22 protein-coding genes, 1 tRNA gene and 1 pseudogene are annotated in these 25,157 nt (G+C 53.2%); 16 read left to right on the forward strand and 8 right to left on the reverse strand.

Annotated elements, in window-relative coordinates; genetic code table 11:
• Positions 1 to 28 precede the first annotated feature (28 nt).
• The 3 genes from ACL2XP_RS19715 to ACL2XP_RS19725 all read left to right on the forward strand — a co-directional run bounded on the left by ACL2XP_RS19715 (position 29) and on the right by ACL2XP_RS19725 (position 6,000).
• Positions 29 to 1,483 (forward strand): alpha/beta hydrolase, encoded by a 1,455-nt coding sequence (locus tag ACL2XP_RS19715; protein WP_413734780.1) that lies wholly within the window; start codon positions 29 to 31, stop codon positions 1,481 to 1,483.
• Between the two features lie 276 nt (positions 1,484 to 1,759).
• Positions 1,760 to 2,896 (forward strand): efflux RND transporter periplasmic adaptor subunit, encoded by a 1,137-nt coding sequence (locus ACL2XP_RS19720; RefSeq protein WP_413734782.1) that lies wholly within the window; start codon positions 1,760 to 1,762, stop codon positions 2,894 to 2,896.
• An 11-nt stretch (positions 2,897 to 2,907) separates the two neighbouring features.
• The gene (locus tag ACL2XP_RS19725; protein WP_413734783.1) at positions 2,908 to 6,000 is read left to right on the forward strand and encodes an efflux RND transporter permease subunit; all 3,093 of its coding nucleotides are present in this window, start codon (positions 2,908 to 2,910) and stop codon (positions 5,998 to 6,000) included.
• A gap of 5 nt (positions 6,001 to 6,005) precedes the next feature.
• Here ACL2XP_RS19725 and ACL2XP_RS19730 read toward each other — a convergent pair whose 3' ends face one another.
• From ACL2XP_RS19730 to ACL2XP_RS19745, 4 genes are all read right to left on the reverse strand, one after another.
• Positions 6,006 to 6,971: an acyltransferase family protein gene (locus ACL2XP_RS19730; protein WP_413734785.1), complete on the reverse strand. Its 966-nt coding sequence runs from the start codon at positions 6,969 to 6,971 to the stop codon at positions 6,006 to 6,008.
• 399 nt (positions 6,972 to 7,370) lie between these two features.
• Entirely contained in the window at positions 7,371 to 7,550 is a 180-nt protein-coding gene (locus ACL2XP_RS19735; protein WP_413734786.1) for a general stress protein, read from the reverse strand.
• A 135-nt stretch (positions 7,551 to 7,685) separates the two neighbouring features.
• A complete protein-coding gene (locus ACL2XP_RS19740) occupies positions 7,686 to 7,862 on the reverse strand; it encodes a general stress protein (RefSeq protein ID WP_413734787.1) in 177 nt (58 codons plus the stop codon).
• Positions 7,863 to 8,428: 566 nt separating this feature from the next.
• Positions 8,429 to 8,722, reverse strand: a complete 294-nt coding sequence (locus ACL2XP_RS19745) for a hypothetical protein (RefSeq protein ID WP_413734788.1) — start codon at positions 8,720 to 8,722, stop codon at positions 8,429 to 8,431.
• A gap of 777 nt (positions 8,723 to 9,499) precedes the next feature.
• Between ACL2XP_RS19745 and ACL2XP_RS19750 the strand changes: the two genes are divergently transcribed.
• The 6 genes from ACL2XP_RS19750 to ACL2XP_RS19775 all read left to right on the forward strand — a co-directional run bounded on the left by ACL2XP_RS19750 (position 9,500) and on the right by ACL2XP_RS19775 (position 15,683).
• A complete protein-coding gene (locus ACL2XP_RS19750) occupies positions 9,500 to 10,429 on the forward strand; it encodes a 5'-nucleotidase (RefSeq protein WP_413734789.1) in 930 nt (309 codons plus the stop codon).
• Between the two features lie 301 nt (positions 10,430 to 10,730).
• Positions 10,731 to 11,156 (forward strand): DUF2231 domain-containing protein, encoded by a 426-nt coding sequence (locus ACL2XP_RS19755; protein WP_413734790.1) that lies wholly within the window; start codon positions 10,731 to 10,733, stop codon positions 11,154 to 11,156.
• A gap of 11 nt (positions 11,157 to 11,167) precedes the next feature.
• Positions 11,168 to 12,478 carry a PQQ-dependent sugar dehydrogenase gene (locus tag ACL2XP_RS19760; RefSeq protein WP_413734791.1) on the forward strand — a complete coding sequence of 437 codons (1,311 nt, stop codon included), beginning with the start codon at positions 11,168 to 11,170 and terminating at the stop codon, positions 12,476 to 12,478.
• Between the two features lie 1,032 nt (positions 12,479 to 13,510).
• Positions 13,511 to 13,801 (forward strand): CsbD family protein, encoded by a 291-nt coding sequence (locus tag ACL2XP_RS19765; protein ID WP_413734793.1) that lies wholly within the window; start codon positions 13,511 to 13,513, stop codon positions 13,799 to 13,801.
• Positions 13,802 to 14,020: 219 nt separating this feature from the next.
• The gene (locus ACL2XP_RS19770) at positions 14,021 to 15,406 is read left to right on the forward strand and encodes an S-type pyocin domain-containing protein (protein WP_413734794.1); all 1,386 of its coding nucleotides are present in this window, start codon (positions 14,021 to 14,023) and stop codon (positions 15,404 to 15,406) included.
• Between the two features lies 1 nt (position 15,407).
• Positions 15,408 to 15,683, forward strand: a complete 276-nt coding sequence (locus ACL2XP_RS19775; RefSeq protein WP_413734796.1) for a bacteriocin immunity protein — start codon at positions 15,408 to 15,410, stop codon at positions 15,681 to 15,683.
• A 33-nt stretch (positions 15,684 to 15,716) separates the two neighbouring features.
• Here the strand turns inward: ACL2XP_RS19775 and ACL2XP_RS19780 are convergent.
• Positions 15,717 to 16,057: pseudogene (locus ACL2XP_RS19780) on the reverse strand (transposase); the annotation flags it as partial.
• Between the two features lie 158 nt (positions 16,058 to 16,215).
• Here ACL2XP_RS19780 and ACL2XP_RS19785 point away from each other — a divergent pair.
• Entirely contained in the window at positions 16,216 to 16,410 is a 195-nt protein-coding gene (locus ACL2XP_RS19785) for a helix-turn-helix transcriptional regulator (protein WP_413734797.1), read from the forward strand.
• A gap of 55 nt (positions 16,411 to 16,465) precedes the next feature.
• Here the strand turns inward: ACL2XP_RS19785 and ACL2XP_RS19790 are convergent.
• Positions 16,466 to 16,542: transfer RNA gene (locus ACL2XP_RS19790), tRNA-Arg, on the reverse strand.
• Positions 16,543 to 16,728: 186 nt separating this feature from the next.
• Between ACL2XP_RS19790 and folD the strand changes: the two genes are divergently transcribed.
• Both folD and ybcJ read left to right on the forward strand, forming a co-directional pair.
• A complete protein-coding gene (gene folD, locus ACL2XP_RS19795) occupies positions 16,729 to 17,592 on the forward strand; it encodes a bifunctional methylenetetrahydrofolate dehydrogenase/methenyltetrahydrofolate cyclohydrolase FolD (protein ID WP_413734799.1) in 864 nt (287 codons plus the stop codon).
• A gap of 12 nt (positions 17,593 to 17,604) precedes the next feature.
• On the forward strand, positions 17,605 to 17,817 hold the full coding sequence (gene ybcJ, locus ACL2XP_RS19800; protein ID WP_413734801.1) for a ribosome-associated protein YbcJ: 213 nt from the start codon (positions 17,605 to 17,607) through the stop codon (positions 17,815 to 17,817).
• A gap of 120 nt (positions 17,818 to 17,937) precedes the next feature.
• Here ybcJ and cysS read toward each other — a convergent pair whose 3' ends face one another.
• On the reverse strand, positions 17,938 to 19,323 hold the full coding sequence (gene cysS, locus ACL2XP_RS19805; protein ID WP_413734803.1) for a cysteine--tRNA ligase: 1,386 nt from the start codon (positions 19,321 to 19,323) through the stop codon (positions 17,938 to 17,940).
• A gap of 305 nt (positions 19,324 to 19,628) precedes the next feature.
• Here cysS and ppiB point away from each other — a divergent pair, with 305 nt between their 5' ends.
• The 4 genes from ppiB (at position 19,629) to purK (ending at position 22,648) form a co-directional block, all read left to right on the forward strand.
• Entirely contained in the window at positions 19,629 to 20,123 is a 495-nt protein-coding gene (gene ppiB / locus ACL2XP_RS19810) for a peptidylprolyl isomerase B (protein ID WP_413734804.1), read from the forward strand.
• 8 nt (positions 20,124 to 20,131) lie between these two features.
• Entirely contained in the window at positions 20,132 to 20,854 is a 723-nt protein-coding gene (gene lpxH / locus ACL2XP_RS19815) for a UDP-2,3-diacylglucosamine diphosphatase (protein ID WP_413734805.1), read from the forward strand.
• Positions 20,855 to 21,065: 211 nt separating this feature from the next.
• Positions 21,066 to 21,575, forward strand: a complete 510-nt coding sequence (gene purE, locus ACL2XP_RS19820; RefSeq protein ID WP_413734806.1) for a 5-(carboxyamino)imidazole ribonucleotide mutase — start codon at positions 21,066 to 21,068, stop codon at positions 21,573 to 21,575.
• Entirely contained in the window at positions 21,572 to 22,648 is a 1,077-nt protein-coding gene (purK, locus tag ACL2XP_RS19825) for a 5-(carboxyamino)imidazole ribonucleotide synthase (RefSeq protein WP_413734808.1), read from the forward strand. Before purE ends, purK begins: the two co-directional genes overlap by 4 nt.
• A 75-nt stretch (positions 22,649 to 22,723) precedes the next feature.
• On the opposite strand, the gene ACL2XP_RS19830 is transcribed toward purK, so the two are convergent.
• On the reverse strand, positions 22,724 to 24,955 hold the full coding sequence (locus ACL2XP_RS19830; RefSeq protein WP_413734810.1) for an NADP-dependent isocitrate dehydrogenase: 2,232 nt from the start codon (positions 24,953 to 24,955) through the stop codon (positions 22,724 to 22,726).
• Positions 24,956 to 25,157 lie beyond the last annotated feature (202 nt).

Genomic DNA, 25,157 nt, shown 5'->3' on the forward strand with positions numbered 1-25,157 from the left:
GAACGCCGTTTATTATGGGGTCAAGCCTATGTTCTTCAGAACCATCCGCAAATGGCTAGTGCGTATTATTTGGGTGGCGGTGATTTGCGCCGTGGCCGCTTTTGCCCTCAGGGTGTTTGAAACGCAGCGCGGTCCGGATCTCCAACTGTGGCATACCTACGTTCCCAAAGATATGCGCGCGGATGGCATCGATAAAGCCAACTGGACCACCTATCTGGCCAATGAGGATGCGCTGTTCAAAGCGGTGCGCGAGAACGTTACCGATAAACTGGAGGCGCCGCAGCAAACCCAATTGAACCGGTATTTTTCCGGTAGTCCCATCTACCCTGATAAGTTCGCCACCAACTGGAACCGCTCGTATATTTTAATGCCGCAGGGGAAACCGAAAGGCGCGGTGGTTCTGCTGCACGGCCTGACCGATACCCCATACAGCCTGCGGCATATCGCCGAAAATTATACTCGGCACGGCTATGTGGCCATCGGTATCCGCCTGCCGGCCCATGGCACGGTGCCCGGGGCGCTGACCGATGTGAAATGGCAAGATTGGCTGGCCGCCACCCGTTTGGCGGTGCGTGAAGCCAAGCGGCGCAGCGGCGAAGATTTGCCGCTGCATATCGTAGGCTTTTCCAACGGCGGCGCCCTGGCGATGAAATACACCCTGGATGCGCTAAACGATCCGCAACTGGCGAAACCCGCGCGGATCATTTTGATTTCCCCCATGATAGGGGTCACCAGTTTTGCGCGTTTCGCCGGCATTGCCGGCTGGCCGGCCCTGTTCCCGGCGTTTGCCAAGGCGGCCTGGCTGGGCATCGTGCCCGAGTTCAATCCGTTTAAATACAACTCGTTCCCGGTGAACGGCGGACGGCAATCCTACGAGCTTACCCGCGCGCTGCAACAGCAAATCGCCGCCTATTCCAGCAATCACAAACTGGATGAATTGCCGCCGATATTAACCTTTCAATCCGTCATGGACTCCACCGTCAGCACCAGGGCGGTCATTACCGCCCTGTACGAACACCTGCCCGCCAACGGCAGCGAAGTGGTGTTGTTCGATTTAAATCAGGCCGAAAGTTTCGGCCCGCTGCTGCGCACCTCGTCTTATACCGCGCTGTCGCGATTATTGCCCCCCGCGCCGCGGCGCTACACCACGACTATCGTGACCAACGTGGCGCCGGATAATCTGGCCACTCTGGCCCGCACCACGCTTGCGGGCCAGACCGAAGAGACCACCGAACTGCTGGGTATCGATTATCCGGCCGATATTTTTTCTTTGTCGCACGTCGCGCTGCCCTTCCCGATGAGCGACTCGCTGTACGGACGGTATCCGCAGCCCCGGGATCAATATGGCATCAGCCTGGGCGCATTTGCCGCGCGAGGGGAACGCGCGGTATTGGTTGTCGGCCTGGATTCTTTAATGCGTCTGTCATCCAATCCGTTTTATCCCTATATGTTAAAACGGATCGACGCCAAAATAGACAATTAATCTTAACCATAATGGGAATATTATCGGGCGCTGCTTAGCGCCCGGCTATCCGGAGATATAATGGAAATTACTGAAATAAATGCAGCGGTTTATTTAATTCCAATTAAATTATCTTATTAATTTATGCATTACATTTTGGCGGGGGTGAGTCATAGCAAAATCCATCTCGAGTTAATTTTTGGTCATCCTATAAATCAACACTTACACCCTACAGGCTTAGGGCGGTTGCGCCTCGATCGCTTGCCACAATGATATTAATAATTAATGGGTCTGATCATGATTACCAATAACCAGATTACAGTGATCCTGAATGCGGCGGTATTGCTGGCCTCGGCTATTTTTCCCTGGTCCGTATCGGCTGCACCGCTTCCGGCCGTTACCGCCGCGATTATCGAGCAGCGGACACCGCAGCGCGCCCTGGATTATTTGGGCCGCATCGAGGCAATCCAGGCGGTGGATGTCACGACGCGCACGGAGGGGTTTATTGCCCGGCGTGAATTTGCCGACGGGCAGTTGGTGAAAGCCGGCGATCTGTTATTCGAGATTGAACCGGCGCTGCATCAAGCCCTGGTGGCCCAGGCCCAGGCGCAGGTCGACAGCGCCAACGCCAACGCGCGCCTGGCGCAGACCAATCTGACCCGCATCCAGCGTCTCGGGGAGCAGCGCTCCGTCAGCCGCGCGGATGTGGATGCCGCCGTGGCCCAGCGGGACACCAATAATGCCGCCCTGGCCCAGGCGCAGGCCAATTTGCGCATGCAGGAACTACAGCTCGGTTTCACCCGTATCGTTGCGCCGATTGGCGGACGCATCGGCCATAGCAATATCAATACCGGCAGCCTGGTCAATCCCGCGAGCGGGCCGCTGGCGCATATCGTGCAGCTTGACCCGATCCGGGTGGCCATCGCCATCAACGAGCGGGATTACATTACCGCCGCTTACCGGTTGACCGGCGACGCCGAGGATCTGTCCGCCCAGGGTTATACCCCGCATTTGCGTTTGGCCAACGGGCAGGAATACCCCGAGGCGGGCGTGTTTGAATCAGTGGATAACCAGGTGGACAGCCAGACGGGGACCATAACGGTGCGGGCGCGGTTTCCCAATGCCCGCCATTTGCTGTTGCCGGGAGGGGTCGTTAACGTCTCATTGGTTTCGGGACAGGTCGAGCCGGTTGTCATGGCGCCTATCGCCGCCTTGCAACAGGATCGGGACGGTTTTTTTGTTTTATTAATCGATAAAGCCAATCGGGTGGAAGTGCGCCGGGTGATCGCGGGTAATCAGTTTGACCAAGAGTATCAAATCAAAGCGGGCTTAACGCCCGGGGATCGGGTCATCGTCGAAGGACTACAACGCGTACAGTCGGGCATGGAAGTTAGCGTGACGCTGGCCGCTCCTCTTAACCAGACCATAGAATAAGGGGTGCGCGGATGCTGCATTTTTTTATCAGGCGCCCTAAGTTCGCCATTGTCATTGCCGTGGTCACCACCCTCATCGGCCTTACCGCCCTGAAAGTCATACCGGTGGAGCAATTTCCCGCTATCGCGCCGCCGGTGGTCTCGGTGAGCGCCATATACCCGGGCGCCAGCGCCAGGGACGTGGCCGAGGCGGTGGCGTCGCCCATCGAAGCCCAGGTGAACGGCGTCAGCCACATGCTGTATATGGAATCCAACAGCACCAACAGCGGTGCTTATCAGCTCAATATCACCTTTGCCAGCGGCACCGATCCCGATATGGCCGCGGTCGAGGTGCAAAACCGTATTTCGCAGGTCAGCGCCCAGCTACCGGCCGAGGTCAATAATAACGGCGTTTCGGTGCGCAAACGGTCGTCAAATATCTTACTCGGCGTCAATGTTTTTTCGCCCGACCGCACCCACAGCAATCTGTTTATCAGCAATTATGCCAGCCTGCGCATACGCGACGCCATCGCCCGTATCGACGGCGTGGGCGATGTGCAAATATTCGGGGCGCGCGATTATAGTATGCGCGTCTGGCTCGATCCCCAGCGCATGGAGTCGCTTAATGTCAGCGTGGATGACATTATCCAGGCGCTGCGCCAGCAGAATATCCAGGCCGCGGCCGGCCAGATCGGCGCGTCGCCCACCCCGCCGGGCCAGCAGCGCACTCTGACCATCAGCGGCCAGGGACGGCTGCAAGACCCACGGCAATTTGCCCAGGCCATCATCCGCACCAATTCGCAGGGCGGCATGGTGCGCCTGGGCGAGGTGGCGCGGGTCGATCTCGGCGCGCAGAATTATCAGGTCAATGCCTCGCTTAACCTCACCGATACGGCCTTTATGGGGGTCTATCCCACCCCGGGTTCCAATGCGCTGAACGTGGCCCGGGCGGTAAGGGCGGAAATGGCGCGGCAGGCCCTGGATTTCCCGCAGGACATGACTTACGAAATTAAATATGACTCCACCGCCGCGGTAACCGCCACGCTGGATGAAATCGTTTTCTCGCTGGTACTCACGCTGATCGTCGTGCTGGTAGTGGTATATCTGTTTTTGCAAAGCCTGCGGGCCACCTTTATCGTGGCGCTCACGATCCCGGTATCCCTGCTCGGCACTTTTGCCGTACTGTTCATATTCGGTTACTCCGCCAATACTCTCAGCCTGTTCGCCATCATCCTGGCGCTGACGGTAGTGGTGGATGACGCCATTGTCGTGGTGGAGAACGTGGAACGGTTGATGTCGCAGGATGAAACGTTGACGCCGCCGGCGGCCACCGCCCGGGCGATGACCCAAATCGCCGGGCCGATTGTGGCCACAACGCTGGTACTGATGGCGGTATTTGTGCCAATCGCCATCCTGCCGGGCATCACCGGCGAACTGTACCGGCAATTCGCCATCACGTTGTCCGCGGCGGTGATCTTGTCCAGTATCAATGCCCTCACCCTGGCACCGGCCCTGTGCGCCGTATTGCTTAAACGGCGCGACTTGCCCACTACCGGGGTATTCGGCGGGTTTAATCGCGGGCTGGACCGCATTAGGAACGGCTATGTCAGGCTAACCTATCTCACCGGCAAGCGGGCGATCACGAGCATCGTGGCGCTGCTGGCGGTAGGCGCCCTAACATGGCTGGGTTATAGCCATCTATCCACCTCGTTCCTGCCCAATGAAGATCAGGGCTACTTCTTTGTCAATGTGCAGTTACCGGACGGCGCTTCGCTGGCCCGCACCCAGCGGGTGGTGGATCGGGCCTATCAGGTGATTAGCGCCAACCCCGCCGTTGCGGACGTTATTAAGGTAACCGGCCATAGTTTGCTCAGCGGAGGGAGTTCAGCGAATACCGCGTTTGCGTTTGTACTGCTTAAACCCTGGGGCGAACGCCAGCAGGTCGACCAGGTGCTGGCGGATGTCCAATCACAGTTGGCCGCCATTCCGGCGGCCATGATTATCGCCTTCAACCCGCCGGCCATCAGCGGCCTGGGCAATGCTTCGGGCTTCGATCTGCGTATCCAGGCGCTGGACGGGCAATCATCCCAGGCGCTGTCGCAAGTCGCGGGCGCCGTAATCGTGGCGGCTAACCAGGACCCGCTCTTGACCCGGGTATTCACCACCTTTAGCGCAGCGGTACCGGAAGTCGGCCTGAGTATAGACCGCGATCGCGCGGCCCTGCTTCATGTACCGGTCAGCCGGATTTTCTCAACGCTGCAAACCTCCATGGGGGGGATTAACGTCGGCGATTTCACCCGCAATAACCGTATGTTTAACGTCCAACTGCAAAATGATATGAATTTTCGCCAGCGTCAGGAACAAGTCGGGCAAATTAACGTGCGCAGCGATGGCGGCGCATTAGTCCGGCTGTCCAACCTGGTGCAATTGACGCCGACGATAGGTGCGCCGTTTATTGCCAACTTTAATCAATTTCCCGCGGTATCGGTCAGCGGTTCGGCGGCGGAAGGGGTAAGTTCAGGTGAAGCGATGCAGGCGATGGAGAGGATCATGGCGCGACAGCTTCCCGCGGGATATGGCTATGCATGGAGCGGAATGTCCTGGCAGGAACAGCAGGCCGGCGGTCAGGCGCTGATGATCTATGCCGCCGCCCTGCTATTCGCCTATTTATTTCTGGTGGCGCAGTATGAAAGCTGGAGCATTCCCCTGGTGGTCATGTTATCCGTTGTTTTTGCTATCGCGGGGGCCGTGGCTGGCTTACACCTGATGGGGTTCGCCAACGATGTCTATGCGCAAATCGGCCTGGTGCTACTGATGGGACTGGCGGCCAAGAATGCCATATTGATCGTTGAATTCTCCAAAGCCCGGAGGGAGGAAGGCGCCAGTATCGAGGATGCCGCACAGGACGGCGCCAAGCAACGCTTTCGCGCCGTCATGATGACGGCAATTTCATTTATCCTGGGAGTAATGCCGCTGGTCTTGGCCACCGGCGCCGGCGCAATGAGCCGCCGCATTATCGGGGTAACGGTATTTGGCGGCATGCTGATGGCCACCGCCGTCGGTATCATCTTGATCCCCGCGCTCTATCTGCATATCCAGCGGCTGCGGGAATGGGTGAAAAGATAACCCTCTTACAAAGAAATCAGTTGGGAGGTATATTTATTAAGCAACAGCAAGCGGGATAAGATAACCGAGACCATAAACACCGCCAGCAGCAGGGTAAACCCCAGCGTGACATTATTGAGGTCGTAGGCGGAGGAGATCAGATAAAACACGCTGTAATGCACAATATAGACCCCCACCATGGTGGGGCTGATAAATGCAACGGTGTTGATAATAAAACGTCTTTGGATGGTCAGATTATCGAAAATGATAAATAGCGACAGGCAGAGCAGCGTAATAATCATTTTTTCCGCGACTAGCCAGGGCGCGGAATCCCCCCCCATAAAAGACGTTGTATAGCGCTCTAGCATGATCAGCAATAATGCCGCTGGAACCAGACCCACCCTGGCGACTAGCGCTACGGTATTCATTTTGGTCAACCGCTGTCCTTTAGCGCTGCCCAGCATCCTCCCCGCCAGATAGAATGAAACCAGCAGCATGACGTCGAAATAGCCTGATAGCGGAAGTGGGTAGAAATAGGTTTGCACGCTGGCTGACCGTTGAAGCAATGCGGCAAAAACGATTAAACCGCACGCCGCGATAAGCGTAACGGAGAGGGACTGCAACAGCCTGCCGATAACGGGTTGAAATAGATAAATTATTGCAATGCTCAGCAATATTTCATTCTGTAACAGATAACCTCGTTTGAATAGAGTAGAATCCATAAAGAAAAATAATACATTCCAAAATACCACAATCAATACCACCGATTTTATTTTTAGCAATACATACCTTTTGGTCATCCCACGTTCTTCATCCATATAACCAATAATAATAAAGAATAATGGTTTAGCGATCAGCGATAAAAAATAAAAAAAACCGACAACCCGATCGTGCAAAAAGCATTCATAGCCGCAAATATGGCTGGTGGAATAGAAAGTCACCGCCGTAAAACAGCTTAAGCTTTTTAATGCATGTTGGCTGGAACTTTTCATATTGGCTTAAAAATAAATTTTACCCAAAGTAATTCGCAGCTGCTGCCACGGTTGTATCCCATAAGTATACGGCGGGGTCATTATAATGTCGTTTAATTTAATAGATTGCGAATGTCCGGATGATCCTAGAATACTACTTTAGCACAATACGGCCGCAGAGGTCTGTGACACGGCTCCGTTTTAGCCGCTGCAAAGGGAATGGGGCGGGTGACGCGCTGGAAGGTACGTGTATGCTATAAAATATAATGATAATAACCCGATAACGCGCCCCCAATCCTAAGGTTGGGAGCGCGAAGACTACCCCACCGCCTGTTAACCTGCAACATTATTACGCGGATTAAGTAGCCATCTTCGGCAATCCGGCCCCAGCGACTGGGAACCGTAATTACCTAATAAGGATTATGAATGGCGACCGCCGCCGTGGCTATGTTCGCCACCTTTTTTGCCTGCTTCGGAGGCTTTTCCGGGATCGTTTTTAAAGTTGCCGCCGCTATGCTGTTGGCCGCCCTTTTTACCCGCTTCAGACGCTTTTTGTTTATCTTCAGCGAAGTTACCTGTACCACCACGATGTTCAGCCATGTTAACCTCTCAATTTAGGATAATATATTTATTAAGTTATTAAGATAACTTAATAAATGTATAAATAAGGTACTCATATTTAACAACGTAACGTTTTTTTCAGGTAATGATCGTTTCTTATTACATCAGTATCAATTAAGAACTGCGACCACCGCGATGCTGGCCGCCTTTCTTGCCCGCTTCAGAGGCTTTTTCAGGATCGTTCTTAAAATTACTGCCGCTGCCGCTGTGCTGGCCGCCCTTTTTACCTGCTTCGGATGCTTTTTGCTTATCTTCGGCGAAGTTGCCGGAACCGCCACGATGTTCAGCCATGTAAACCTCCAATTTCAGATAATATAATCAAGCTGTTAAGCATTATTAATTATCAGCAACAATAATCTTAACAGCCTTGACTGCATATTGATGACTACTTAAATGCGCTTAATCATCAATGAAATTAATGTTAGACAAGGATTTTAAAAAGCGCAAATAATACATTTTTTCGGCAAAGAAACACAAAAACATTTGCAACCGCATGAATTAAATATATTTTCCTGCATGGGTATTTTATGGGATTGTTTATTAACAATTTGGGAATGGTAAGTTTTTTAATTAAATCAAGCACAAGTTACCGCTTGAAGTTGGCATGGAAATATTTAGACATGAAGATAAAAAAACAACCGGACGCTGCCCAATCTAACCGATTGATTTTGCAGTTCAATATAAACATCCCTTCGTTTACAAACGTTATTTAGGAAAAGAGTTATTATGCTAAAAAGACATATAAATGGCTCCTAACCCTATTATCACCGGCATTTCCCATCGAGCATCGCCCTGATGCAGGGTTTTTATTATCATGCCTATGCCCTGAGCCTCGTGATTATATTGAGTTGACGTAATTATCCATGGCCGTTCCGCCAGTTGGCAACCATATTTTTAGTCACTTCATTTTTATAACAAATGGGAGCATGGCCCCCTGCCCGGCTCCAGGCGCTGCGTTTGCCGCAATTACCGCCATTGCGTGCGGAGTTATAAGGGCACGGACAGTTACCCGGATACGAGGCGATTGAATCATTAATAATTTGCTGGCGCACTTGCTCATCGGAGATTATTTGCGTTTGGGCGCACGTTGTGCCGGCAAAACAAACGCTTAAGACCGCGATGCCCGGTAAAAACAGGCTTTTGGCAAACATGATAATGACTCCACACGCTCAGAAAGAGTTAATCTAGTCCGTTTTCTGAAATGTTTTGTTGACAATAAACAATGAGTTCTGCTAATGCAGCACAAAATGTGCGAGCAAAGCGACATACATCGTGATAAAAAAAGACTATAACCAATTTTCTAGCAATACATAAACTTACAGGGGCATCAAGATGACATGTGAAACGGGCGAGTTAACCTATTCCCAGGTAACCATGCTTTGCTTTGGGGCCTTTTTCGTATTGGCTGCCGCCATTTGCTGGATGCACGTTTGGTATTGACGTTATAACAGCCGCGCGCTGAGCAACCCCAATGCCGAAAAGAAAATACCTGCTCTGGATTTTGTCCGCAGTGATCGTCGCCGAACTGGTGGTTCTGGCAATGCGCGGATCGCTATTCCCATGGGGTGTCTGACGATTTCGCCGCCATAGTTGGTCGCGTCTGCTTGCTGCGTCTGCCGCGACATGCGCCGGCCCGGACTGCCGTGATGTTCCTTTCGATCCCTATCGCTTTACTCCGCAAGTTTTTGTAGCAACTCCGTACGATTCCCAGACACTTCCTTAACTTCAATTTTGTTATCGTTTATGCGGCTTCTTCCTAGGAAGCCAGTCAATGTTTGATTTACTTGCCCGCATGACCGTTTGCGGGCATTTTTTTGTGGCCGTCGGAACAGGACGCCGATGTCGCCCAAATCCCATGGGTCTTTAACGTTTCAGTGATATAAAGGGTAACCTATACGCTTTCCATGTGTGCCAACTAAGGAGACAAAATGCCCTATGATCTATCGAAACGCCTCGTCATCGGATTAGCCTCAAGCGCCCTATTCGATCTTGATGAAGCGGATGAGATTTTTCGTACGCAGGGTGAAGAAGCGTATCGTCAATTTCAGATGAAAAATCAGGATAATCCTTTGGGCAAGGGCGTTGCGTTTCCATTTATCAGAAGATTATTAACCTTAAACAAAATCGATCCTGAAAACCCACCGGTTGAAGTGATTTTGCTATCGAGAAATGACCCTGATACGGGATTAAGAGTGATGAACTCTATAGAAAATTATAAGCTGGGGATTACCAGGGCCGTTTTTTTACAGGGAAGGTCGCCGCATAAATTCATACCGGCCTTTGATATTGAGTTGTTTTTGTCGGCAAATAAAGCCGACGTCACCCAGGCCGTCAACGCCAGCTACCCTGCTGGGCAAATATTGCATGGGCATATTTTTGATGATGTGGACGATCACGAATTACGTATTGCCATTGACTTTGACGGCGTCCTCGCCGATGACGAGTCCGAGGCTATTTTTCAACAAACGCGTAAACTGTCGGCTTTTCATACATTTGAAACATCACATGTCAATATCGCTCACAATCCTGGGCCACTGAAAAGCTTTTTAGATCGCATCTCGAATATCCAAAAGATGGAGCTCGCCATGTTTGAAAAAGATGCTACCTATAGACGTATTCTTCGTATTTCCATCGTCACCGCCCGCAATGCGCCGTCCCATAAACGCGTTATAAACACTATGCGCGAATGGGGGATCATGGTGAACGAAGCTTTTTTCATGGGGGGTGTGGAAAAAAGAAAAGTCCTGGAAATAATGAAACCACATATTTTTTTCGACGATCAAACGGCGCATCTGGAATCTTCCGCATCGATATTGCCCTCGGTACATATTCCCTTCGGAGCCATTAATAAGCTATAAATTCCTCCTGTTAACTTAACATAAAAATTTTTACGAAACGGCCGCAAGCACTGATTGTTCCCCTGCGGTCTTTAGTACGCCCCGCTTGTTACATCGCTAATAACAACTATACTGATTTCAGCGCTTAAAGTTGGCTCTGAGAGCGCTACACCGCCAAATCACGTCTGAGCTCCTACCTTGGGCGTGCTTTTTTATCGCCGACTGCCCCCTCCCCCTTTTTCCGCCACCCCGGACTGGCAATAAAGCCGTCGCTGCACGATGCTTACAGTTAACCATCACGTTTTTCCGAGGAACCGCCCTGATGAATACCACCGTTACGCGACGCCATTCCGCTATTGCGGTGGCGCTTTATGAATTGCTCAATCCAATACCCTACGGTTTTTTTGTCGCCGCGCTGGTATTCGATATTATCTATGTGTACAGCACGAATGTAATGTGGCAGAAAAGCGCCAGCTGGCTCATTGTGCTGGGACTCTTTTTTGCCGTTATTCCCCGGTTGATTAATTTGGTGCAGGTATGGATTGGCGTTGCCTGGCCCCAACTGTCCGCGGTAAAAATCCATTTCTGGTTGAATCTGGTCGCTATTGTCGCAGCCATTATTAACTCATTTGTACATAGCCGCGATGCGTACGCCGTTGCCCCGCAAAACGTCACGTTTTCCATTATTACCGTGGCCTGTCTCGGCATAGCGACTATTATTCTGGCCCTGCGCCAAAGGACCATCTGACGGTGATTATTATGAAAAAACATTATTTAGCCGTGTCTTTGGCATTCGCCGTCTCTATGGTTATAAGCGGTTGTGATGAAAAAGCCAAGTTCGACCCCGATCGGCAGGTTGGTCCTAATCCGGTGCTGCCGAAAGCACAAGATTTTTTGCTGCCGCCCATGCAGGTGCCTTCCGGCGTCGGCTGGAAAAATGATGCACTGCCTGTCGCGGCGGCCGGATTAAAAATAGAAAAGGTAGCCGATGGTTTTTTACATCCGCGCCAGGTTTATGTGCTGCCCAATGACGATATTCTGGTGGTGGAAAGTAACGGGCCGGGAACCGAACCCGTCACTACGCCGAAGCAACTTTTCGCCGGCATGGTGAAAAGCAAATCAGGCAAAGGGGGCAAAGGAGGCAATCGCATCACGCTCTTACGTAAAACCAGCGACGGCGGCGGCTGGGAAAAACATCTATTCCTGGAAAATCTGCATTCGCCTTTTGGCGTGCAGTTAATTGATGGCAATCTCTATGTCGCTAATACCGATAATATTATGCGTTACCCCTACCAAACGGGAGACACCCGCATCACCGCGCCCGGCGTAGAATTGGCTGACCTGCCCAGTACCATCAACCACCACTGGACCAAAGCCCTGCTGGCCAGCCCGGACGGGAAAAAGCTCTATGTCGGCGTGGGTTCGAACAGTAATATTACCGAAAACGGCCTGGATGTGGAGTACCGGCGGGCCAACGTGCTGGAGGTGGATACCGCCACCGGCGCCAGCCGCATTTATGCCAGCGGAATACGCAACCCGACCGGCCTGCAGTGGGAGCCGCGCACCGGCAAACTGTGGGCGATTGCCAACGAACGCGATGAAATCGGTGCGGATCTGGTGCCGGATTACCTCACCGCCGTTCAGGAAGGCGGATTTTATGGCTGGCCCTATAGCTACTTTGGCCAGCATCTCGATCGCCGCGCGATGCCGCAGCGTCCGGATCTGGTGGCGAAAGCTATCAAACCGGATTATGCCCTGGGATCTCACGTCGCGCCGCTGGGGATGCTGTTCTATACCGGCCATCTGCTGCCGCAGAAGTATCAGGGCGGGGTATTTATCAGCGAGCACGGCAGTTGGAATCGTTCGCCGCTAAGCGGCTATCGGGTCTCTTTTGTCGCCTTTAGCGGCGGTAAGCCGGTTGGCAAGCCTGAAAGCGTGGTCAGCGGTTTCGTTTCAAAAGATGAAAAACAGCTCTATGGCGCCCCGGTTGGCCTGGCGCAGGATAACCAGGGGGCATTGATTATCGCCGATGATGTGGGTAATACGGTCTGGCGGGTCGCCTCGTTATAATTTGAAGCCCGTCCTACCAAGGGCCGCATGCCGCACTGGAAAGACAAGGTGTGCCATGCTGCCGACTTGGCAGGCGGAAAACGACGGGCTGCTGCTTCGCGTATTACCGCAATGGCATTTCCATATGACGCTGGCGGAACCGGCCATATGGGAGGTGTACCCGCGGGCAATAAGCCAAACATCGCCCAAAGCACATGCGTGACCGTGCGGGTCTGCGAAAAATGGACATTGGCCAGCAAGACTGAAATGCGGCTGCACGTTCTAGCATAAGCGGCTCCTTCGGCGATGAGATAAGCAGCGCTCCCACAAACGGGATCTTTTACGGCCTGTCCAAATAAATATAAGGTGAGTGTCGAAAACAAAGCACCCTCACAAATCGAAAAGTGTTTTGCATTGACCTCATCATTCAGGGTGCTTATTAACCCGTCATCCCGTGGGTTGCCCCACCCTGACAACATATCTCTTTACAAGACATAACAATAAAATATCAATAAGTTACGATTAGCCTGATAAAATATCGCCACACAAATCTCCACCTTAGGGGGCATATTATTGTCCGTTCAACCCATACATTCCACGCTAACGCCCGAGGCAACGCCATGCTAGTAAAAAGCTAATTTGTAACTAGGCGATATAATCGATCGGGAAGTTATTTTTCCTGAAGCTTGCAGTAATCGCATATATACAGCTTTGGACTTATCATGGAGATCGGCAAACGAACCGCATGGATCGGCGTTTTTGTCATTAGCGGTGTTTTCTGGCTGCTTGAAGTGCTCGCTATCTATCTCGTATTTTATTAATCCCGTTCCAGGCCCGCCTTATCGCGGGCTTTTTTGTACTCGGACTACCTAAAAAAGCACCTTTCACTAGAGGGATAAATGCATTGTTAATAAATACAGGCCAAGATATCCGCCAAGGACTAGGGCTGAGGGGTACGGTACGCCATTATTCTTAAAAATTTGCGCGGCGACTATGTCTATTAGCGAAACTTAACTATCCTTATTCTTGTGGATAATAAAAAGAGGAATAGTTATGACTGATTTTACAAAACCAAATAATGAAACCCTGAATGATGTTGCTGATAACGCTAAGAATAAAGCCGAAGGGTTGGCTGGCGCTGCCCAGAAAAAATTCGGCGAAGCTGTCGATTCTCCAGAACAACAAGTGAAGGGCGCGGCAAAACAGGCCACGGCCAAAGTCACCGAGGCCTTAAACGATGCGGCTACGGGCGTCCGTGATCAGGTCCGTGAGTATCCGCTTATCGGACTTGCGGCTATTGGTACTATCGGGCTCCTGCTCGGTTTTATTCTGGGTCGCAAATAACATCCAGGGGCGTTTACAGCGCCCCTGTCTTCCTCTCGTTTTCTCTGCCATTATTTTGATACGTTATCGATCTATCTTTTATCTTTTTGAAAGATAAAAATTATTTTTAAGTGATGACATTAAAAAACCACCCGATGGATATTAATACCCTTAGCCACTCGCCGAGAGGCATTATCACAACACCTACCTGCCGGCACATCCCTGGAACATACTGCAGTCTTGTTTATCAATACGCCATCAAACGATAAGATTACATTTCATGATGCAAATAAGCGGTGGAATGATCTTAGAAATATTGAGTTGAATAATAAAAACATTATCATTAGTCGTTCAAAAATTGAATTAGATAAAATAAAACATCATATTAGTATTATTAACCAAGGCATTACATATTCTAACAAAAAATTACCTGAAGTTAATTCACCAGCTAATCACCTTGGCTTTTTGAGCGCCACACAACAAAGCCTGATGGAAAAAGGAATTTCCGCTTGTGATACAGCGGATTGCGAAGTGGGAGCCAATGTTAAACCGGTAGCTGCCCAGGGCGTGACATTATCCAGCCAAGCGCTAGCTATAGCAGGAACCGCCACACTGGCACCGGCGGCAGGGCTGATAAAAGGCTCGACGGCATTAGCCGAATTAAACCGTATTGCCTTTCTGAGCGTCGGTCCTATGGCGTTGGCTGGCGCCACCCTTTTCTATTCCAAACCGGTCGGCGTAGGCAGCGATAGGGTCCCTGGCGGAAAAGATTTCAGGCAAACACTGCAAATTGGCGATCTTGATTTAACTTCTGCAGACATTTTTGGACTTTACGCCCAGGGAGAGGCGCTGGCGCGCTCAAATACCCGCGGCCGCCTTGCGAATATTAATGGCGCCATGCACGTTGAATTGTACAAGACCGAAATGCCTACGGAAATCCGTTTACTTGAGGGGATACCAGTAGGCAAAGGCGTATTTAAATGCACGGTACCGACCACGGATGATTACCCCGCCAGGACAATCTTAGTCACGCCCGATCGTGTCCCCGGCGCCGAAGGACTGGGGGGACTGGCAACGCCGAGTAGTGGCCCTAAAGCCATAGCCGATACCGGAAATCAATCACAACCGGTGCAACTGCCGACGGTAACAACTTACCCCGATCTTAGTGAAACAGATTTTAACGACCTCATTGTCGTGCCACCCCTTGATGGCGGCTATAAGCCAGTATATGTGCCGGGGACGGTGACGGGCCAAGGGCAAAAGGTTGGGGCTAATTGGCTGGCCGATGCCGCGACTGAACAGGGCGCGCCTATTCCAGAGCAAATTGCAGATAAATTGAGAGATAAACGATTTAATTCGTTTGGTGCTTTTAGAAAAGCTTTTTGGCTTGAGATCGGCAAGAACCCCGACTTAGTTAGTCAATTTTCAGAATTCAATGTTGATGCTATAGAAAGAGGAGCTGCGCCATTGTCAATCAAAGCTGAGCAAGTTGGAAAAAGAAGAAAGTTTGAACTTCATCATATTGAACAAATCGGTAAAAGTGGTGAAGTATATAATGTTGATAACTTAAATATTCTTACGCCTAAAAGGCATATAGAAACACACTCCAATAATGGGCAGCCTTGAAATGAATTTTTTGGAAAAATATGAAGATTACACTGAAGAAGAGTTTAGAAACTTTTTGAATGAGTTTCATCTTAAAGAATCCAAGCTCTCCGGCGTTGCTTTAGAAATTTATATTGATAAGTTGATAGATCATTTTGAGAAAATTACAGAACATCCGCTTGGCTCTGACCTGATTTATTATCCAAATGCTGAGCAAGGAAATGGGATTGATGGAATTCTTAGCGAAGTAAAACAATGGCGGGCAAAAAACGGCAAACCTGGCTTCAAGAAGCCTTGACCCTATACATAATTCTGTGTAATTGCCACCCTATTAAATGTGACCGTTCAACCGGTCACCGAACTCAATAATAAAACGACTCATCGCCAGTTGCCAGTTTTGGATCGGCATGCTCCTTTTTTCGATGCCGATAGGATCGCAAGGTAAATCACTTTACGTACCGAGTCGTCCGTTGGGAACACTTTGCGCTTTTTAATCGCCTGACGGATCACGCTGTTTAGCGATTCTATCGCGTTAATGGTGTAAATCGCTTTGCGGATATCGGGCGGATAACCAAAGAAGGTATTGATATTTTCCCAGTGGGCTCTCCAGCTTTTGCTGATCTGAGGATATTTGTCATCCCAGGTGCTCGCGAACGTATCCAGCTCTGTAAGTATCCCGTATAACAGAGCCAGTTACTTTTAGAGATCTTCCGGCATAATGAAGATCAAACTGTCAGGGCCGCTGGGCATTACAATGATCGAGGGGTATGTGCTGACTGAAGCGGGCCGAATGAAGTACTGCATGAGCTGTAATGACATGGAAGTGGGGGATGGCGATTGGATATATAGGTTTAGAAGAGATGCGCAGGCTTACCGGTAAGAGCCACCCGACGCTTTGGCGCATATGGGCGATCAGAAAGGAGTTTCCATTGCCGCAAAAAAGTAAGAACGGAACATTCCTGGGCTGGCCGGAAAATATTTACGATGATTGGATAAACTCAAACAACCCTAACAGCACCCGTTAAGACACCTGTAATTTATACAAATCGCGCAAAGATGCGTCTAACTTTTTGATTTTAATGGTACGCCCTACTGGATTCGAACCAGTGACCTACGGCTTAGAAGGCCGTTGCTCTATCCGACTGAGCTAAGGGCGCACGGCGGCGGTGTTGCCGGTTGATGCGGTTTGGATTATACGGAGCGGGCGGGTCGAGTCAATGGCTTTTCACCCGAGTGGCTGCAAGCTGAACAAAAGGATTTCATTCAGTGCCTGACAGCGGGCCGCGCTTCTGCCAAAATACCCCCCATCTCAGCACTATTACAATGATGGATTGCCGATTCTGATGGTTGCTAAACTTATTGATGGTAAAACAATTGCCCAGCAGGTCAGGGATGAAGTGGCGCTGCGGGTTCAACAACGCTTAAGCAACGGAAAACGCGCGCCCGGCCTGGCCGTGGTGCTGGTGGGGGAAGATCCTGCATCGCAAATCTATGTGGCCAATAAACGCAAGGCCTGTGAGGATGTGGGTTTTCTGTCCCAGTCATATCATTTGCCCGGTACGATCACCGAGGCCGAACTGCTGGAACTGATCGATAACCTGAATGCCGACCGGCGAATCGACGGCATTCTGGTTCAACTGCCGCTGCCGGCGGGCATGGATAACATTAACGTGCTGGAGCGCATCGCCCCGGATAAAGACGTCGACGGTTTCCATCCGTATAACGTCGGCCGGCTGTGCCAGCGCGCACCGTTGCTGCGGCCCTGTACGCCGCGCGGCATTATTACCCTGCTCGAACGTTATCAGATAGAGACGTTCGGCGTGAATGCCGTGGTGGTGGGCGCCTCGAATATCGTCGGGCGGCCGATGAGCATGGAGTTGCTGCTGGCCGGTTGCACCGTCACCGTGACCCACCGGTTTACCAAAGATTTACAGCGTCATATTGAATATGCCGATCTGCTGGTGGTGGCGGTCGGTAAACCGGGATTTATTCCCGGCGAATGGATTAAACCGGGTGCGGTAGTGCTGGATGTCGGCATTAATCGCCTGCCCAGCGGCAAAGTCGTGGGCGACGTTAACTTTGAAGTGGCCTCCCAGCGCGCCTCCTACATTACCCCGGTACCCGGCGGCGTCGGTCCGATGACGGTCGCCACGTTGATTCAAAACACTTTGCAGGCATGTGAAGACTTTCACGATATAGCATCTTAACGGCGGAATACGATGGAAACTTTTTCTCTTGATGGCCATCCGTACATTGAACTGTGCGATTTACTGAAAATTCAGGGTTGGTGTCACAGCGGCGCGGCGGCAAAAACCGCGATTTATGGTCAGCAGGTCAAGGTAAACGGCGTAATGGAAACCCGCAAGCGGTGCAAAATCATCGCCGACCAGCAGGTGGAATTTTTAGGCCAGACGGTGAAAGTCGTCGAATAAGCCACGGCCGGCGCCGGGCCCCGTTGGCCGGGTGTCGCGATGGCGCAAAACAGGCAGGGCGCGGATAATACCGCGCCCTGCCTGTTTTAGCCGCCGGCAAAGCTGGCGGTATTGGCTGCCTTAACCGCGCCGCCAAATGGTGCCTTCGGCGCTGTCCTCCAGCACGATGCCCAGCTCGTTAAGCTTATCGCGCGCTTCATCCGCCAGTTTCCACTCTTTATTGCGGCGCGCGTCGTTGCGTTGCTTGATCAAGGCTTCTATCCGGGCGGTCTCGTCAACATTCACCTGCGCGCCGTGCTGCAGGAATTGTTCCGGGTCTTGCGCCAAAAGCCCCAATACATTAGCCAGATCGCGCAGCGCCGCGGCCAGGCCGATGGCCGCCGACGGGTTTTCAACCTTCAGGCGATTCACTTCGCGGGCCATATCAAACAGCACCGAATAGGCCTCGGGAGTATTGAAATCATCGTCCATGGCGGCGGTGAACTGGGCCACGAACGCTTCGCCGCCCGCCGGCGGGGTGAGCGGGTCGGTGCCGCGCAGCGCGATATACAGGCGCTCCAGGGAGGACCGGGCCTGTTTGAGGTTATCCTCGCTGTAGTTCAGTTGGCTGCTGTAATGGCCGGACATCAGGAAATAGCGCACCGTTTCCGCATCGTAATACTTCAGCACATCGCGCACGGTAAAAAAGTTATCCAGGGACTTGGACATTTTTTCCCGATCGACCATCACCATGCCCGAATGCATCCAATAATTGACATAGGGACCGTCGTGGGCGCAGCTCGATTGGGCGATTTCGTTTTCGTGATGGGGAAACATCAGGTCCGATCCCCCGCCGTGGATGTCAAAATGGCTGCCCAACTGCTTGCAGTTCATGGCCGAACATTCGATATGCCAGCCCGGGCGCCCTTCGCCCCAGGGGGACGGCCAGCTGGGTTCGCCCTCCTTGGACATTTTCCACAGCACGAAATCCATGGGATTGCGTTTAACATCGCCCACGTCCACCCGTGCGCCGGCTTGAAGCTGGTCCAGGTCCTGGCGGGAAAGTACGCCATAGGTCGGGTCGCTATCAACGGCAAACAAAATATCGCCGTCGGCGGCCACGTAGGCATGCCCTTTTTGCAGCAGCGTCTCCACCATCGCCACGATGTCGTCCATGTAGTGGGTGGCGCGCGGTTCTTCGTCGGGGCGCAAAATATTCAGGGCATCGAAATCCTGATGCATTTCGTTTATCATGCGCTCGGTGAGCTGATGGATGCTTTCATGGTTTTTAGCGGCGCGATTAATGATTTTGTCGTCAATATCGGTAATATTGCGCACATAATTCACCTCGTAACCCTTGAAACGCAGATAGCGGGTAACGACATCAAAAGCGACGAAAGTCCGGCCGTGGCCGATATGACACAGGTCATAGACGGTGACGCCACACACGTAAATACCGACCTTACCGGCATGGATAGGCTTAAAATCCTCTTTTTGTCGTGTCAGGGTATTATAAATCTTCAGCATCGAAATTCATTCCATGGTTTAGCGGGGTTACGTGTGCGTATACCGGCAAGTTTAGACAGCTTATTTTCCAACAGCGTATTGAACCCCGACGGGGACGGTAATGCAAGACCAGGGCGCCGGGATTTAAAATGCTTACGAAATAGTTCGTAAAAAGAGCCCCGCGCAACCAAACCGCCGGTTACAATGACGGTAATAGGCATAAGCTGCGGTGAATGCTGACTCTGCTCCGGACTTATGTTATAAATTCAGTCTGCTTGATCACTCATTGTGAGCAACTCATTTCCCGACTCGTAGGACAACTATTTATGGTCACTCTTCATACCAACCACGGCGATATCGTCATCAAGACTTTTGCTGACAAAGCGCCGTTAACCGTTGAAAACTTCCTGACTTATTGCCGTGAAGGTTTTTATGATAATACCATTTTCCATCGCGTGATTAATGGTTTTATGATCCAGGGCGGCGGTTTCGAACCCGGCATGACCCAGAAAAAAACCCGCGCGACGGTGAAGAACGAAGCCAATAATGGTTTAAAAAATACCCGCGGCACCCTGGCGATGGCCCGTACCAACGATCCGCACTCCGCCACGGCGCAGTTCTTTATCAACCTGGTCGACAACGACTTCCTGAACTTCCGTTCACAGGATGCCAGCGGCTGGGGCTACTGCGTATTCGCGGAAGTGACCGACGGCCTTGACGTCGTGGACAAAATCAAAAGCGTGGCCACCGGCAACAGCGGCCCGCATCAGGATGTGCCAAAAGAAGACGTCATCATCACCGGCGTGACCGTCGACGAATAATCGTTGCCATGGCAACCTTGTTTATTGCGGATCTTCATCTGAGCCAGCAAGAACCGGCGATTACCGCCGGTTTTCTGCATTTTTTGCAGCGGCAGGCGGTTCACGCCGACGCGCTTTATATTCTGGGCGACCTGTTTGAACTGTGGATCGGCGATGACGATCCGTCGTCGCTGCATGCCGAGATAGCCGCGGCGCTAAGGCAGCTCACCCGCAAAGGGGTGCCCTGCTTTTTTATCCATGGCAATCGTGACTTCCTCATCGGCAAGCGTTTTGCCGGCGCCAGCGGCATGACGTTATTACCCCAGGAGCAGTTGCTCACTTTATACGATCGCCCCATTCTTGTTTTGCATGGCGATACCCTGTGCACCGACGATCGGGCCTACCAGCGTTATCGGCGGCGGGTCAATCAGCGCTGGCTGCAGCGCTTGTTCCTGCTGCTGCCGCTGAAAAGAAGATTGCGCATCGCCGAACGGATGCGCACGGGCAGCCAGCGGGCCAATCGCGCCAAATCCGCGGTTATTATGGATGTTAATCCCCAAGCGGTGATAGCGGCGTTACAGCGCCATGGCGTGAAATGGATGATTCACGGCCATACCCATCGTCCGGCAATCCATACCATCGCCCTCCCCGACGGCAAGGCCCACCGCGCGGTATTGGGCGCCTGGCATCAACAGGGATCGATGATTAAAGTGACCCCCGACAGTATCGAACTGGTTGAATTCCCTTTTTGATCATTCCCGGCGCTACGCTATCCGCCTGACTCATTTTTGTCGCGCCGGATTTATGCCGCCCAGGCTACGCAACCGTTTTCCTCTCCCGTTTCACATGCTATGCTCTACGCCCTCTTTCCCTTGTACCGTCATCCGGCGTCACCCGGTACCCAGGCGGCATCCCGGCGTGGTAGGGTTGTCGTTGGTTAACACCACAGGAGCAACTACGCGCATGCAATCCAATCTTGCCCCGGCAAAAATCGCCATCGTCATGGGGTCCAAAAGCGACTGGGCCACGATGCAATTTGCCGCTGATATTCTCGACACGCTGCAAGTCGCCTTCCATGCGGAAATCGTCTCGGCTCATCGCACGCCGGATAAATTATTCAGCTTTGCCGAACAGGCGGCGGCGGCGGGTTACGAGGTGATTATCGCCGGCGCGGGCGGCGCGGCCCATTTACCGGGGATGCTGGCGGCGAAAACGCTGGTGCCGGTGCTCGGCGTGCCGGTGCAAAGCGCGGCGCTGAGCGGCGTCGATAGCCTCTATTCCATCGTCCAGATGCCCCGGGGAGTGCCGGTGGGCACCCTGGCGATTGGCAAAGCCGGCGCGGCGAATGCCGCCCTGCTGGCGGCGCAGATCCTGGCGCTGCATGACAGCGGCTTAAGCCAGCGACTGGCTGCCTGGCGCCTGGCGCAAACCGATGACGTGCTGGCGCATCCCGACCCGCGGGAGGACGCATGAAACCGGTTTGTATTCTAGGGAATGGCCAGTTGGGCCGGATGCTGCGCCAGGCGGGCGAACCGCTGGGTATCGCGGTATTTCCGGTGGGATTGGATGCCGATCCCGAGTCGGTGCCCGTGGCGCAAAGCGTGATCACCGCGGAAATCGAGCGCTGGCCGCAAACGCCCCTCACCCGCGAACTGGCCAGCCATAAGGCGTTTGTGAACCGTGATATCTTCCCGCGCCTGGCCGACCGGTTGACGCAAAAACAGCTGTTGGATGAGTTACGGCTGGCCACCGCGCCCTGGGAAGAACTGAGCGCGGCGGCGCAGTGGCCGCAGGTGTTCGCCTCGTTTGACGATTTAGCCGTCGTCAAACGCCGCGTCGGCGGCTATGACGGCCGCGGCCAATGGCGGCTCACCCCGGGCGAGGAAGCGGCTTTACCCCAGGAATGCTACGGCAGCTGTATCGTGGAAAAGGGGATCGCATTCTCCGGCGAAGTCTCGCTGATCGGCGCCCGCGCCTACGGCGGTAATATGGTGTTTTATCCCCTGACCCATAATCTGCACCAGGACGGCATTCTGCGCGCCAGCGTGGCGCTGCCGCAGCCGGACGGCGTCTTGCAGCGCCGGGCGGAAAGCATGCTGTCGTCGATTATGCATGAGCTGAAATATGTCGGCGTCATGGCGATGGAGTGTTTTATCGTGGGGGATGACCTGCTGATTAACGAGCTGGCGCCCAGGGTGCACAACAGCGGCCACTGGACGCAAAACGGCGCATCGGTCAGCCAGTTCGAACTGCACCTGCGGGCCATTCTGGACCTGCCCCTGCCGGAACCGGACGTGAGTACGCCGTCGGTTATGGTGAACCTGATCGGCACCGACCTTAGTACCGATTGGCTGGCGGACCCGCTGGTACACCTGCATTGGTATGAGAAAGAGGTGCGTCCGGGCCGCAAGGTGGGCCATTTGAATCTCAATCACCCGGACAGCCAGTACCTCAGCCACAGTTTGCTGTATCTGGCATCGCTATTGCCGGCGGATTATCAGCCCGGCCTGCGCTGGGCGCGGCAAAAACTCGCCGAATTGGGCTAAACGCCCCCTGCCGGCTGAAAAAAATCCCGGACCACGGTCCGGGATTTTTATTACTGGCAATACCTGCCGCCGGGCTTAAATCATCGCGCCTTTAAGCGCGCTGTTCAGCGTCGCGCTCGGACGCATGGCCTGGCTGGCCAGCTCGGGGTTCGGATGGAAATATCCGCCGATATCCACCGGTTTGCCCTGTACCTGATTCAATTCGCTCACGATTTTATCTTCATTGTCGGCCAGGAGACGGGCCAGCGGGGCGAACTGATCGCGCAGGGCGGTATCTTCGTCCTGTGCGGCCAGCGCCTGCGCCCAATAAAGCGCCAGATAAAAATGGCTGCCGCGGTTATCCAGTTCGCCGGTTTTGCGCGACGGCGACTTGTTGGTATCCAGGAACTTGCCGTTGGCCCGATCGAGCGTCTTCGCCAGGATTTTCGCCTTGGCGTTGGCGCGGGAAGTGCCCACGTGATCCAGCGAAGCCGCCAGCGCCAGAAACTCGCCCAGGGAATCCCAGCGCAGATGATTTTCCTGCAGGAACTGCTGCACATGTTTCGGCGCGGAGCCGCCGGCGCCGGTTTCAAACAGGCCGCCGCCGCTCATCAGCGGCACGATGGAAAGCATTTTGGCGCTGGTGCCCAGCTCCATGATCGGGAACAGGTCGGTCAGGTAGTCGCGCAGTACGTTGCCGGTGACGGAAATCGTGTCCTGGCCGGCGCGGATGCGATCGATGGAGAAACGGGTGGCTTCCTCCGGCGACATAATGCGGATATCCAGCCCGCTGAGATCGTGATCTTTCAGGTAACGCTGCACCTTGACGATCATTTGCGCGTCATGGGCGCGACCCGGGTCCAGCCAGAAAATGGCCGGGGTATTGGATTCGCGGGCGCGGTTGACCGCCAGCTTCACCCAATCCTGGATCGGCGCGTCCTTGGCCTGGCACATGCGCCAGATATCGCCGGCTTCCACCGCCTGTTCCAGTAGCACCTTGCCGCTGTCATCGGTAACCTTGACCACCCCGTCCGCCGGGATCTGGAAGGTTTTGTCATGGGAGCCGTACTCTTCCGCCTTCTGCGCCATCAGGCCGACGTTAGAGACGCTGCCCATGGTGGTGGGGTCGTAGGCGCCATGCTGTTTACAGTCGTCGATCACTACCTGGTACACCCCGGCGTAGCAGCGATCGGGGATGATGGCTTTAGTATCATGCAGCTGGCCGTCGGCGCCCCACATTTTGCCGGAGTCGCGGATCATGGCGGGCATCGAAGCGTCGACAATCACATCGCTCGGCACGTGCAGGTTGGTGATGCCCTTGTCGGAATTCACCATCGCCAGCTGCGGGCGAACCTTGTACAGCTCCTGGATGGCGTTTTCGATTTCGGCCTGCTGTGCGGCGGGCAGCGTCTTGATTTTGGCATACAGATCGCCAATACCATTATTAACGTCGACGCCCAGGGGGTTGAGCACATCGGCGTAGCGGGTCAAGACGTCCTGATAATATTCGGCGACGAACTGGCCAAAAATAATGGGATCGGAAATTTTCATCATGGTGGCTTTCAAATGCACCGACATCAGCACGCCTTGACGCTTGGCATCTTCGATTTGGTCGGCGATAAAGCTGCGCAGCGCCTTTTTGCTCATCACCGACGCGTCGATGATTTCACCGGCTTTGACCGTGGTTTTGGCTTTCAGCACCTGGCTGCCGCCGTCTTTGGCCACCAGTTCGATTTTCACGTTGCCGTCGGCGGCGATCAGGGCGGATTTTTCGCTACCGTAGAAATCACCGCTGCTCATATGGGCCACGTGGGATTTGGAATCGGCGGGCCAGGCCCCCATGCGGTGCGGATGTTTACGGGCATAGTTTTTCACCGACAGCGGCGCGCGGCGATCGGAGTTGCCTTCGCGCAGCACCGGGTTTACCGCGCTGCCCTTGATTTTATCGTAGCGGCCGTTGGCTTCTTTTTCAGCGTCGGTTTGCGGCTCGTCCACATAATCCGGCACCGGATAACCCTGGCTTTGCAGCTCCTTGATAGCCGCTTTTAACTGCGGCAAGGAGGCGCTGATATTGGGCAGTTTGATAATATTGGCTTCGGGGGTCACGGCCAGTTGCCCCAGCTCGGCCAGGTGATCGGCGATTTTTTGGTCTTCGTTAAGGTACTCGGGAAAGTTGGCGAGGATGCGGCCGGCCAGCGAGATATCGCGCGTTTCCACGGCGATACCCAGGGATTGGGTAAACGCCCGGATGATCGGCAGCAGGGAGTAGGTGGCCAGAGCCGGCGCTTCATCAGTAAGCGTATAGATGATCTTTGACGTTGTGGACATTTATTGCGTTAACTCCTCTATATCATAGCGATTGCAACTATCATGAAGAGTGCCGATGCGTTGCGTTCGCCGTTGGCACCAGCCGGGAGCATAAGCGGAAACGCGGAATTTCCGGGAAACACTTCCAGGTGCTTCAATTGGGCAGACCGGTCTGCCGAAGGGTCGCATAGCCGGGCTTGGGCCGGCGCGCCGTTGCGTATTT

It is taken from the genome of Sodalis sp. RH21 (genome assembly GCF_047324175.1).
Taxonomy (GTDB): Bacteria; Pseudomonadota; Gammaproteobacteria; order Enterobacterales; family Enterobacteriaceae; genus Acerihabitans.

Excerpts from the sequence above, each read along its gene's own strand:
- ACL2XP_RS19715 (WP_413734780.1), top strand. The coding sequence starts at position 29 with ATGTTCTTCAGAACCATCCGCAAATGGCTAGTGCGTATTATTTGGGTG.
- ACL2XP_RS19720 (WP_413734782.1), top strand. The coding sequence starts at position 1,760 with ATGATTACCAATAACCAGATTACAGTGATCCTGAATGCGGCGGTATTG.
- ACL2XP_RS19725 (WP_413734783.1), top strand. The coding sequence starts at position 2,908 with ATGCTGCATTTTTTTATCAGGCGCCCTAAGTTCGCCATTGTCATTGCC.
- ACL2XP_RS19730 (WP_413734785.1), bottom strand. The coding sequence starts at position 6,971 with ATGAAAAGTTCCAGCCAACATGCATTAAAAAGCTTAAGCTGTTTTACG.
- ACL2XP_RS19735 (WP_413734786.1), bottom strand. The coding sequence starts at position 7,550 with ATGGCTGAACATCGTGGTGGTACAGGTAACTTCGCTGAAGATAAACAA.
- ACL2XP_RS19740 (WP_413734787.1), bottom strand. The coding sequence starts at position 7,862 with ATGGCTGAACATCGTGGCGGTTCCGGCAACTTCGCCGAAGATAAGCAA.
- ACL2XP_RS19745 (WP_413734788.1), bottom strand. The coding sequence starts at position 8,722 with ATGTTTGCCAAAAGCCTGTTTTTACCGGGCATCGCGGTCTTAAGCGTT.
- ACL2XP_RS19750 (WP_413734789.1), top strand. The coding sequence starts at position 9,500 with ATGCCCTATGATCTATCGAAACGCCTCGTCATCGGATTAGCCTCAAGC.
- ACL2XP_RS19755 (WP_413734790.1), top strand. The coding sequence starts at position 10,731 with ATGAATACCACCGTTACGCGACGCCATTCCGCTATTGCGGTGGCGCTT.
- ACL2XP_RS19760 (WP_413734791.1), top strand. The coding sequence starts at position 11,168 with ATGAAAAAACATTATTTAGCCGTGTCTTTGGCATTCGCCGTCTCTATG.
- ACL2XP_RS19765 (WP_413734793.1), top strand. The coding sequence starts at position 13,511 with ATGACTGATTTTACAAAACCAAATAATGAAACCCTGAATGATGTTGCT.
- ACL2XP_RS19775 (WP_413734796.1), top strand. The coding sequence starts at position 15,408 with ATGAATTTTTTGGAAAAATATGAAGATTACACTGAAGAAGAGTTTAGA.
- ACL2XP_RS19785 (WP_413734797.1), top strand. The coding sequence starts at position 16,216 with ATGGCGATTGGATATATAGGTTTAGAAGAGATGCGCAGGCTTACCGGT.
- folD (WP_413734799.1), top strand. The coding sequence starts at position 16,729 with ATGGTTGCTAAACTTATTGATGGTAAAACAATTGCCCAGCAGGTCAGG.
- ybcJ (WP_413734801.1), top strand. The coding sequence starts at position 17,605 with ATGGAAACTTTTTCTCTTGATGGCCATCCGTACATTGAACTGTGCGAT.
- cysS (WP_413734803.1), bottom strand. The coding sequence starts at position 19,323 with ATGCTGAAGATTTATAATACCCTGACACGACAAAAAGAGGATTTTAAG.
- ppiB (WP_413734804.1), top strand. The coding sequence starts at position 19,629 with ATGGTCACTCTTCATACCAACCACGGCGATATCGTCATCAAGACTTTT.
- lpxH (WP_413734805.1), top strand. The coding sequence starts at position 20,132 with ATGGCAACCTTGTTTATTGCGGATCTTCATCTGAGCCAGCAAGAACCG.
- purE (WP_413734806.1), top strand. The coding sequence starts at position 21,066 with ATGCAATCCAATCTTGCCCCGGCAAAAATCGCCATCGTCATGGGGTCC.
- purK (WP_413734808.1), top strand. The coding sequence starts at position 21,572 with ATGAAACCGGTTTGTATTCTAGGGAATGGCCAGTTGGGCCGGATGCTG.
- ACL2XP_RS19830 (WP_413734810.1), bottom strand. The coding sequence starts at position 24,955 with ATGTCCACAACGTCAAAGATCATCTATACGCTTACTGATGAAGCGCCG.